Here is a 10,462-nt window from a genome sequence, read left to right on the forward strand (position 1 = left end):
GCCGCCGGGGGGAGCCCCTACTCCCCCATCACGATCCCTTCCCGGCGAGGATCGGCGCCGCCGAAATAACCCTCTTCGGTGCGCTGGATCGCCTGGAGGCCGCTGGTCAGCTCACGCTCCTCCACCTCGTGGCCGCGCTCGCGAAGCGCCTCCAGCGTGGCCGATGGGAAACGTCCCGCCTCCAGATAGGCCGGCCCGCCCAAGGTGATGGCATGCGGCAAATCCAGCGCCCGCTGGGCATCCAGCCCCCAGTCGAGCATCGCCACCAGCGAACGCGCGGTGTAATGGATGATGGCCGCTCCCCCTGGTGAGCCGAGACTCGCCACCAGCTCGTCGCTGCCTCGGTCGAAGACCAGTGTCGGGCTCATGCTCGAGCGTGGCCGTTTGCCGGGCTCGACTCGGTTGGCAATGGGCGTCCCCTCGTCATCGGTGGGCGCGAAGGAAAAGTCAGTCAGCTGGTTGTTGAGCAGGAAGCCTCCCGGCATGCCGGTCCCCCCGTCGGAGAGTATGCGGGCGCCGAAGGCCTGCTCGATGGAACTGGTCATGGCCAAGGCGTTGCCGTGCTCGTCGACGATGCTGATGTGGCTGGTGCCGTATTCCGGCTGCGTCGGCTGCACGGCCCAGGCAGTGGCCAGGGCGCCGGGATTTCCGGGGCTGGCACCGCCACTCCCCATGCTCTGCTCCGCCTCGATCAGGCTGGCGCGTTCCGCCAGGTAGTCAGGATCAAGCATCGATGACCAGTCGCCACCCGGCGCTTCGACGTAGTCCGGATCGGCGATGTAACGCCCCCGGTCGGCAAAGGCCAGCCGCGAGGCCTCGAGGAAGCGGTGCAGCCAGTCAACGCCGGGCAGATCATCCTCCAGGGCCGTCTCCAGCGGCGGACGTTCCTCGAGCATGCCCATGATCTGCATCACCGTCAGATGGCCCGAGGAGGGTGGCGGGAAACCGCACACCCGGTAGCTCTGCCAGTCGGTGCAGAGCGGATCGCGTTCCTTCGCGGTATAGGTGGCCAGGTCCTCCAGACTGAGGCTGCCGGGAACGTCGGGGTGATTTTGCACCCGTGCGACGATGTCCGCCGCGATATCACCGGTATGCAGCGCCGTGCTGCCCTGCTCGGCGACCCGCTCGAGGATCACGGCCAGCGCCGGGTTCTTGAGCGTATACCCTTCCGGCAGCGGCTCGCCCTGCTCGGTAAAATAGAAGGCCCCCGCCCGGGCATCGTTCCGCAGCGCGTCGGTGTTGGCCAGGCTTTGATGCAGCCGGGGGCTGATCGGGAATCCCTCGTCGGCCAGGGCGATGGCCGGTGCGAAAAGGGCTGCCCAAGGCAGTCGGCCATGCGCATCATGAGCCATCTCCAGCATGCGCAGGGTGCCAGGCACGCCGACCGAACGACCGCTGGCCACGGCCTTCATGAACGCGAGAGGCTCTCCGTCCGCATTCAGGAAGAGTCCCTCCTTCACCGAGGAGGGTGCCGACTCGCGGCCGTCGTAGGCCTTGACCTCCTCGCCGTCGTGATACACCAGGAAGGAACCACCGCCGATACCGCTGGATTGGGGCTCGACCAGAGTGAGCACCATCTGCACGGCGATGGCGGCATCAATGGCCGAGCCCCCTGCCTGGAGGATCTGGTAGCCGGCGTCGGTCGCCAGCGGGTTGGCCGCGGCCACGGCAAACGTCTGGGTGGCCCAGCCGGCTTTCTCCTGGTGTCCGGAGCCCATTTCCGGGGCAATGTCCGGGCGCTGGTACTGGAAGTCCGTCTCGGCCAAGGCCGCTGGAGAGAGCAGCAGCGACGCGAGAAGCAGCAGCAGGGATACTGGACGGCGACAGGGGCGCGGGATAACCATGATCATGACTCCTTGTCTCGATTCACGTGCATGTCAGCATAGGTGAGGCTGGCCGGCGCGTCGCTACCCCTGCCGCCGACAGCGCCATACGGCCAGCAGATTCATGCAGGCGAGGATCAGCAGTACCGCGGCGACCCAGCCAAGCGTGCTGACCAGGCCATGGTACGCGCCGGGGGCCGCCTGAGGCCGGAAGGCCATGCCATACTCGGCCAGTCTACTGCCCCCGTAGAGCAGCAGCATCAACAGGCCCAGCGGCAGCAGCGAGCGCTGCCGCGCCAGCCACTGGGTCAGGCCCCAAGGTTCCGATGGCGTCTTGGCAGGCGTGGCCTTGCGGGCCGTGGATTGTGACTTGGAAGGAGGCTTGGCGCGGGGCTTGGCCCTGGGCCTGGTCGGCGCACGGCGCGCGCGACCCGGCGACTGGCCCCCCGCGCCCGGCAGGCGGCCGACCAGCCAGCGCGTGGCGCAGACCAGACACCAACCCAGCGTAAAGAAGACAGACAGCGCCAGGCCACCCATCACCAGCAAGTATGCCATCCCGGCAAATCCCCCTCAGGCTCGTTAGAGGCGCTATCTTGCCAAATTCTCGCCGGCCCGTGGGCCACGATCGCCCTCGCCTTTCATGGCACCACGATGACCGGGATCGCCAAACGGGCCAAGAGGTCGGCGTCCTGCTCGGCCAGGCGAGCAAGCTGGGAGCGATGGAGCAACAGGGCGCCATTGTCCACGCGGGCCAGCTGCTGTTCCAGCTGCCGGGCATCGATCGCCTGCAGGACCTCCCGGCCGTCGAACAGGCGGGCCAGTGCCTCGGGAACCGGCGGACGCTCGCCCTCGGTCCCGGGACCGTCCAGCGTGCGCAGCAGGCCGCGGGCCAGCGAAAGACGCTCGTCCCAGATGATCACGGTGCACGGCGCCTCGAGGATCAGGGCACGGCTGGTGGATCCCAGGCGTACGCCCCAGTGGCCCGATAGCCCGGCCTTGCCGAGCACCAGCAGATCTCCCGGGCCGGCCAGCGACAGCGCCTCACTGACCACCAGGCCACGACGGATCCGCAGCTCGTGGCGCAGCTCACGGCCGGCCACCGCAGCCTCCAGAGCCTCGGTCACTCGGCGAGCCTGGCGGACCATGCCGGCCTCGAGGTCGGTCCTTGACAGCCGGCGCACTCTGCCCGAAGCGGCGCCGATTTCCCGTGCAAAGGGAAAGCCGGCGCTGCCCAGCAGTTCCTGGTCCTCGACGTAGAGCGCCACCAGCTCGGCGTCACGCGTCATCGCCAGGTCCACCGCGGCGGCCAGGGCCGCCAGGCTGTGACGAGACGCATCAAGCAAGGCCAGCACCCGCATCACCGGGAAATTGTCATCTCCCATACGCCTGGCCATGCCTGACCGGGGTGGGTCAGCGTTCATGATCATGCTTCTCGTGCGCGTCGCCATTATCATCCCGCTCGTCCAGTCGCGCCTGCTTCACCACCCTGCGGAACTGCGCCAGTCGTTTGGCCACACAGGCATCCAGACTGCCCTCGGGAAACTGCCCTTGGGCGTCGGGCTCACCAATGGGCAAGCCGGTCAGCAGCGCCAGTGCCTCATCGACCCGAGATACGGCAAAGACCCTGAACTGCTTCTGCTCGATCGCCTCGCGGACCTCGGCCTTGAGCATCAAGTGCTCGACATTGGTGGCCGGCAGGATCACCGCCTGATCCGCGAGGTCGCCACGGGCGGCACAGACATCGAAGAAACCTTCGATCTTCTCGTTCACGCCGCCCACCGCCTGGACACGACCATGCTGGTCGATGGAGCCGGTGACGGCGAAGGCCTGGTCAAGCGGCACCTGGGCAATGGCCGAGACCAGCGCGCAGACTTCGGCCACGGAGGCACTGTCGCCCTCGATCCCGCCATAGGACTGTTCAAAGGCCAGGCTGGCGGATAGCGAGAGCGGTTCTGCCCCCGCGTAGCGACTGGCCAGGTAGCGTGACAGGATCATCACCGCCTTGGAGTGAATACGCCCGCCCATGTGTGCCTCGCGCTCGATGTCCACTACCTGGCCGTTGCCGGGACGCGCCGTGGCAGTGATGCGCAACGGCTGGCCGAACGCATATTCGCCCAGTTGCAGCACGGAGAGGCCGTTGACCTGCCCGACCACGCGCCCCTGTGTGGCGACCATCATGGTGCCGCGAGAGATCATCTCGTGACTACGCTCGCGGATACGCCCCGTGCGCCACAGCTGCTGGCTGACCGCCTTCTCGACGTGGCGGCGAGCGATCACCTTGGCCGCCTCCTCGCCAGCCCAGTGATCGGCTTCCAGCACCAGGTCATGAAGGTCGCGGTGGCGAGCGGTCAGCTTACGCTGGTCGTCGGCCAGGCGGCTGGCACGCTCGATCACAGCGGCTACGCCGCTGCGGTCCAGCGGGCGCAGGGCCGCCTCGCGGGCCAGCGTTGCCACCAGGCGGGCATAGAAGGCCTCATGCTCAGGGTCACGCTCGAGCTCGTCCTCGAGGTCGGCCTGGACCTTGAACAGCGCCAGGAACTCGGGGTCGTGCTCGCAGAGCAGGTAGTAGAGCAGGCGCTCGCCCAGCAGTACGATCTTGACGTCCAGCGGGATCGGCTCCGGCTCGAGGGTCACGGTGCTGATCAGCCCATAGGCCTGCTCAAGCGACTCGGTGCGGATCTCGCCGGCCTTCAGCACCCGCTTGAGGGTCTCCCAGGCCCCCGGCTGGGTAAGCACGCCGCGCACGTCCAGCACCAGGTAGCCGCCGTTGGCACGATGCAGGGCACCGGGGCGAATCAGCGAGAAGTCGGTCAGCAGGGTACCGTTGTGCACATGGTGCTCGATGCGCCCCACCAGGTGCTGGTGACTGGGCAGGTCCTGGTAGATCACCGGCGCCCCTTGTGCCTCGGCGTTGTCGACGAGCAGGTTGACCTGAAAGCGGCTGAACACCGCCTCCGCCGGGATATCGGGCTCATCGTCGATGAAGGAGTCGACATTGAACAGGATCGCCTCGCGGATGGCGTCGAGGTGGGTCAGCACGCCCGAGTGCTCGGCATAGCGCTCCTTGAGCTCTTCCAGGGGGGCACCGATGGCCGACTCGAGCATTTCCGCGTTGAGGGCGTTGGCCTGATCCCGCAGCGCCTTGGCGAGGCGCGGCATCTGGCGGATCGCCTGAGTCAGCTTGCCCTGCAGGGTCTCGATTGTGGCCTCGATGCGCTCGCGCTCGTCCTGCGGCAGCTTCTCGAAGGCCTCCGGTGCCATCATCTTGTCGCCGTCGGCCGGCGCGAAGGTGAAGCCGTTGGGGGTGGAGAGCAGCAGGATATCGTGCTCGCGGGCCTCGCGTCGTACGGCTTCCACGGCATCGCGCTGCCGCTCGCCCATGGCCTGCTTGAGCTCATGGAGGCGATTCTGGTACTCCTCGCTCTCGAAAACGGCCGGAATGGCGCTGCGCAGTTCCTCGACCAGCGCTTCCAGGTCCGTACGCAGCCGGCGTCCCAGGCCCGGCGGCAGTGGAAGCGCCAGCGGCACCCCCGGGTCGTCAAAGTTGTAGCGGTAGCACCAGTCCCGGGGGGGCGAGGCGTCCAAGGCCTTCTCGGCGAGGAAACTGCCCACCAGGCTGCGCCGGTCGTGGCCAGGCTGGCCCAGCACGAAGAGATTGAAGCCGTCGCTGCGGATTGCGGTGCCGAAACTCAACGCACCTCGTGCCCGCTCATGGCCGACGAGCAGGTCCAGCGACTCGAGCTCACTGGTAATCTCGAAGTCGAAGGCATCGGTCGGACAGGTCCGGTACACCTTTGCCACCTCAAGGGGTTCCACCATAGCGGCTCTCCTTTGCAGACACGGGCAGTATGAGACACGTCGCAGGGTCCTGCCTGATGTGAATCAAGGCGAGTCGCCACAGAGAGCCGCGACAGGGGTCAACGGGCAACAGCATGCCCCTCGTCGGCGATCACCGCAGGATGTCGTGAATCACCTCGCGGATGATGTCATTGGTGAGATCAACGAGCACGGCATCGTCGCCCACACGACGCCATTCATACCCCTCGTAGGTGGGCAGATCACGCCGCACACGCGCGTCGAATTGTTTGGCGATGCCGGGCGGCAGGGGCTTGCCACGCTCCAGATTCATGCGGATGCCGGGCGGAAGGCGATCGCGGTCGTCATGACGGATGAACTCCCGCCGCTCGCGAAAGATGTCGCGAATCCGGCGCTCGTCGATGATCGGCCGCCGAGCCTCGTCGCGATAGCGTTCGCGGTATTCGTCACGCTCACGGTCACGATACGCATCGCGCTCCAGGTCGCGGTCGCGATATTCCTCACGGACTCGATCACCCGGCTCCTGGCGGGAACGCTCACCTCGGGCCTGGCCCTGACCATGGGACTTCTGGGGACCACCCTGCCCCTTCTGGCCACGCTGCGGCTGACCTTGCTCCTTCCAGGGTGCGGCGCCTTGGGCATTGCCCTGGCTATTACCGGGCTGGGCCAGCAGCGGCGAGGCGGCGAAGGCCAGGCCAAGGACACTGGCCAACAGCAGAGGATAGTGAGGGAAACGGCGTTTCATGCGGACCTCCTCGTCGAGACATATAGGCCAAGTCTAGCCCGCCATCGTGCAAGAGCGGTGCAAAGCACGACACCCGGGCAAGCCCGGGTGTCGTCGATCACTACGGGCCAGCTCTCGCGTCAGCCCAGGGTCTCGCCGGCCAGCATGAACCAGGTCTCCAGTACCGCATCGGGATTGAGCGAGACGGAGTCGATGCCCTGCTCCATCAGCCACTTGGCGAGGTCCGGATGGTCCGAGGGCCCCTGACCGCAGATACCGATGTACTTGCCCTGGGCGTGGCACGCCTGAATGGCCATGGCCAGCAGCTTTTTCACCGCCGGGTTACGCTCGTCGAACAGGTGGGCAACGATACCGGAGTCGCGATCCAGCCCCAGCGTCAGCTGCGTGAGGTCGTTGGAGCCGATGGAGAAGCCGTCGAAGTACTCGAGAAACTCCTCGGCCAGCAGAGCGTTGGCGGGAAGCTCGCACATCATGATGACCTTGAGGCCGTTCTCGCCACGGGTCAGACCGTTGGCGGCCAGCAGGTCGACCACCTCGCGGGCCTCCTCGGTGGTGCGCACGAAGGGCACCATGATCTCGACGTTGTCCAGCCCCATCACCTCGCGGACGCGCTTGAGCGCGCGGCACTCCAACTCGAAGCAGGGACGGAAAGTTTCCGAGATGTAGCGCGAGGCGCCGCGGAAACCGAGCATGGGGTTCTCCTCGCCCGGCTCGTAGAGCTTGCCGCCGATCAGGTTCTCGTATTCGTTCGACTTGAAGTCCGACAGCCGCACGATGACCCGCTGCGGGTAGAAGGACGCCGCCAGGGTGGAGATTCCCTCGACCAGCTTGTCGACATAGAACTCCACCGGGTCGCTGTAGCCGGCGGTGCGCAGGTCGATAGTCTGCTGAAGGTCAGCAGGCAGCAGGTCGTACTCGAGCAGTGCCTTGGGGTGCACACCGATCATGCGGTTAATGATGAACTCGAGCCGCGCCAGACCGACCCCGGCATTGGGCAGGCCGGCGAAGCCGAAGGCGCGATCCGGGTTGCCGACGTTCATCATGATCTTGAAAGGGATCTCGGGCATGGCGTCGACGCTGGTCACGCGTCGGTCGAACTCCAGCAGCCCGGCGTAGACGTGACCGGTATCCCCTTCGGCACAGGAGACGGTGACGTCGCGCCCATCCTCGAGCGCCTCGGTGGCGTCACCACAGCCGACCACGGCGGGTATGCCCAGCTCGCGGGCGATGATCGCCGCATGGCAGGTCCGGCCACCGCGGTTGGTGACGATGGCCGAGGCGCGCTTCATGATCGGCTCCCAGTCCGGGTCGGTCATGTCGGTGACCAGCACATCGCCGGGGTTGACCTTCTCCATGTCGTCCGGCGAGAAGACAACCTTGACCGCACCGCGGCCGATGCGCTGACCGATGGCCCGCCCAGCCACCAGGGTGCGCCCCTTCTCCTTGAGCTGGAATCGCTCGAGCTTGCCCCCCTCCTGCTGGGAGACCACGGTCTCGGGGCGTGCCTGAACGATGTACAGTTCGCCGTCGTCACCGTCCAGGGCCCACTCGATGTCCATGGGACGACCGTAGTGCTGCTCGATGGTCACCGCCTGACGCGCCAGCGCCATGATCTGCTGGTCATCGATGCAGAAGCGTGCGCGTTCTGCCAGCGGCACGTCCACTGTCGCCACCGACTTGCCGGCGCTGGTGTCGTCGGTGTAGACCATCTTGATCAGCTTGGAGCCGAGGTTGCGACGCAGCACCGCCGGACGCCCCGCCGCCAGGGTCGGCTTGTGGACATAGAACTCATCGGGGTTCACCGCGCCCTGTACCACGGTCTCGCCCAGCCCCCAGGAGGCGGTAACGAAGACCGCATCACGATAGCCGGACTCGGTGTCCAGGGTGAACATTACGCCCGAGGCGCCGGTCTCGGAGCGCACCATCTTCTGGATGCCGGCGGAGAGCGCCACGTTCTCGTGGGCGTAACCGCGATGGACGCGATAGGAGATGGCACGATCGTTGAACAGCGAGGCGAAGACCTCATGCACCGCACGCTTGATGTTGTCGAAACCCTCGATATTGAGGAAGGTTTCCTGCTGACCGGCGAAGGAGGCATCCGGCAGGTCCTCGGCGGTCGCCGAACTGCGCACGGCGACCTTGAGGTTGGGATGCATCGCCGATAGCGCCTCGTAGCTCTCGCGCAGGTAGCGCTCGAAGGTCGGCGGCAGCGGGGTATCGATGACCCACTGGCGGATCTCGGCGCCGGCCCTCGCCAGTTCGGCCACGTCATCGACGTCCAGAGTCGCCAGCCGGCGGTTGATGCGCTCGTTGAGCCCTTCATGGGAGAGGAATTCGCGGTAGGCGTGGGCCGTGGTGGCAAACCCGCCAGGGACGGTGACGCCCGCGCCGGAGAGGTTGGAGATCATCTCGCCAAGGGAAGCGTTCTTGCCTCCTACCCGCTCAACATCGTCCATGCCCAATTGATCGAACCACTGAATGTAATCGTCCATGAGACCTCCCAGGAAAGCGACGGATGCAACATGCCGGCGGGCCGCGCGGGACACGGGCATGAAGGGATGGTGGCGACTCTAACAGCGACCCTCCATATTCGCCATTAGTCTAACATCGAAGTCACTGGAGGTTTTTTACAACACCTGGCCGATTCACCCGGCATCCCCACCTCTTGTTCCGGTATCCGCCAGCACCGACAATGGAGCCCACTTTCCCTTCGCCGCACAGCGACCCGCCATGACGCGCACCGCCTTCTTCATCTCTGACGGCACCGGCATCACCGCCGAGAGCCTGGGACGCAGCCTGCTCGCCCAGTTCGAGAGCGTCGAGATCCGCATGCTCACCAAGCCCTATATCGACTCCCTCGAGAAGGCCCATACCCTGGTGGCAATCATCGAGGCGACGGCCGTTCGCGATGGGGAACAGCCGATCATCATCGACACCATCGTCGACGAGCAGATCCGTGAGGTCATCCGTCAGGCCCCGGGCTTCAAGGTCGACATCTTCTCGACCTTCCTCAAGCCGCTGGAAGAGGAGCTGGAAGCCCACTCCTCCTACAGCGTCGGCCGCACCCATGCCATCGGCCGCGACGACGTCTACATGGATCGCATCCATTCGGTGCACTTCGCCCTGGACAACGACGACGGCGCCCGCACCCACCAGTACGACAAGGCGGACATCATCCTCGTCGGGGTCTCGCGCTGTGGCAAGACGCCCACCTCGCTCTACCTGGCCCTGCAGTTCGGCATTCGCGCCGCAAACTATCCTCTCACCGAGGACGACCAGGACGAGAACGGCACCCTGAAGTTGCCGAAGGCGCTGGTGCCGCATCGCCACAAGCTGTTCGGCCTGACCATCGACCCGCGACGGCTGGCGGCCATCCGCCATGAACGCCGGCCCAACAGCCGCTACAGCTCGATGGATCAGTGTGTTCAGGAGGTCGAGCAGGCTGAGGGACTGTATCGCCAGATGCACGTCCCCTACATCGACACCACCCGCTTCTCCGTGGAAGAGATCTCCACCCGGATGATCGCCGAGACTGGGCTGACACGGCGGTTTTCGCCGCGATAAGCGCCGAGCGCCGAGCGCCGAGCGCCGAGCGCCGAGCGCCGAGCGCCGAGCGCCGAGCGCCGAGCGCCGAGCGCCGAGCGCCAGCAGGAGTGTGCTCATGCACCAAGATGGCGACAAGCAAAAGCCTCCAGCGGCTGAACTGCACCCCGAAAGTTGGACACCCAATCCAACCTTCGGGGTGTTTTTATGAGCAATCGATACGACGAGTGGTTCAAGCTGCTGGTGGCTCAGCAGTGTTTGCACGATGACACCAGCTTGAGGGAGGTAGCCCGCCAGCATGGCCTGGACCATTCCCTGGTACGGACATGGCGGGACAACTACCGTCAGCATGGCGTGATGGGCCTGCGCAAGAAATACACGCGCCGCAGCGCGGCTTTCAAGCTAGAGGTCCTTGAGACGATGTGGCGAGATGGCTTGTCACGGCGTCAGACGGAGGCCCTGTTCGATATCCGCGAGCGCGGCGCCATTGGCAGATGGGAGCGTCAATACCATAGTGGTGGCCTGACTGCACTAG

8 protein-coding genes are annotated in these 10,462 nt (G+C 65.9%); 2 read left to right on the plus strand and 6 right to left on the minus strand.

Annotated elements, in window-relative coordinates:
- Positions 1 to 17 precede the first annotated feature (17 nt).
- The 6 genes from FHR95_RS16405 to ppsA form a co-directional block, all read right to left on the minus strand.
- Entirely contained in the window at positions 18 to 1,844 is a 1,827-nt protein-coding gene (locus FHR95_RS16405; protein WP_183315214.1) for a gamma-glutamyltransferase family protein, read from the minus strand.
- Between the two features lie 63 nt (positions 1,845 to 1,907).
- On the minus strand, positions 1,908 to 2,378 hold the full coding sequence (locus tag FHR95_RS16410) for a hypothetical protein (RefSeq protein WP_183315215.1): 471 nt from the start codon (positions 2,376 to 2,378) through the stop codon (positions 1,908 to 1,910).
- Between the two features lie 83 nt (positions 2,379 to 2,461).
- On the minus strand, positions 2,462 to 3,244 hold the full coding sequence (locus FHR95_RS16415) for a universal stress protein (RefSeq protein ID WP_183315216.1): 783 nt from the start codon (positions 3,242 to 3,244) through the stop codon (positions 2,462 to 2,464).
- A complete protein-coding gene (locus FHR95_RS16420) occupies positions 3,234 to 5,642 on the minus strand; it encodes a Lon protease family protein (RefSeq protein WP_183315217.1) in 2,409 nt (802 codons plus the stop codon). The genes FHR95_RS16415 and FHR95_RS16420 overlap by 11 nt, the downstream gene beginning before the upstream one ends.
- A 130-nt stretch (positions 5,643 to 5,772) precedes the next feature.
- Positions 5,773 to 6,384 carry an anti-virulence regulator CigR family protein gene (locus FHR95_RS16425; protein ID WP_183315218.1) on the minus strand — a complete coding sequence of 204 codons (612 nt, stop codon included), beginning with the start codon at positions 6,382 to 6,384 and terminating at the stop codon, positions 5,773 to 5,775.
- Positions 6,385 to 6,503: 119 nt separating this feature from the next.
- Positions 6,504 to 8,876: a phosphoenolpyruvate synthase gene (ppsA, locus tag FHR95_RS16430; RefSeq protein ID WP_183315219.1), complete on the minus strand. Its 2,373-nt coding sequence runs from the start codon at positions 8,874 to 8,876 to the stop codon at positions 6,504 to 6,506.
- A gap of 238 nt (positions 8,877 to 9,114) precedes the next feature.
- On the opposite strand from ppsA, the gene ppsR reads away from it, so the two are divergent.
- Entirely contained in the window at positions 9,115 to 9,948 is an 834-nt protein-coding gene (ppsR, locus tag FHR95_RS16435) for a posphoenolpyruvate synthetase regulatory kinase/phosphorylase PpsR (RefSeq protein ID WP_040187115.1), read from the plus strand.
- A 186-nt stretch (positions 9,949 to 10,134) separates the two neighbouring features.
- Positions 10,135 to 10,462, plus strand: a 328-nt coding sequence (locus FHR95_RS16440) for a helix-turn-helix domain-containing protein (protein ID WP_183315220.1), incomplete at its 3' end; no start/stop codon positions are given.

This window comes from Halomonas fontilapidosi, from assembly GCF_014192285.1.
Taxonomy (GTDB): Bacteria; Pseudomonadota; Gammaproteobacteria; order Pseudomonadales; family Halomonadaceae; genus Halomonas; species Halomonas fontilapidosi.

Excerpts from the sequence above, each read along its gene's own strand:
- FHR95_RS16425 (WP_183315218.1), bottom strand. The coding sequence starts at position 6,384 with ATGAAACGCCGTTTCCCTCACTATCCTCTGCTGTTGGCCAGTGTCCTT.
- FHR95_RS16405 (WP_183315214.1), bottom strand. The coding sequence starts at position 1,844 with ATGGTTATCCCGCGCCCCTGTCGCCGTCCAGTATCCCTGCTGCTGCTT.
- FHR95_RS16415 (WP_183315216.1), bottom strand. The coding sequence starts at position 3,244 with ATGAACGCTGACCCACCCCGGTCAGGCATGGCCAGGCGTATGGGAGAT.
- ppsA (WP_183315219.1), bottom strand. The coding sequence starts at position 8,876 with ATGGACGATTACATTCAGTGGTTCGATCAATTGGGCATGGACGATGTT.
- FHR95_RS16420 (WP_183315217.1), bottom strand. The coding sequence starts at position 5,642 with ATGGTGGAACCCCTTGAGGTGGCAAAGGTGTACCGGACCTGTCCGACC.
- ppsR (WP_040187115.1), top strand. The coding sequence starts at position 9,115 with ATGACGCGCACCGCCTTCTTCATCTCTGACGGCACCGGCATCACCGCC.
- FHR95_RS16410 (WP_183315215.1), bottom strand. The coding sequence starts at position 2,378 with ATGGCATACTTGCTGGTGATGGGTGGCCTGGCGCTGTCTGTCTTCTTT.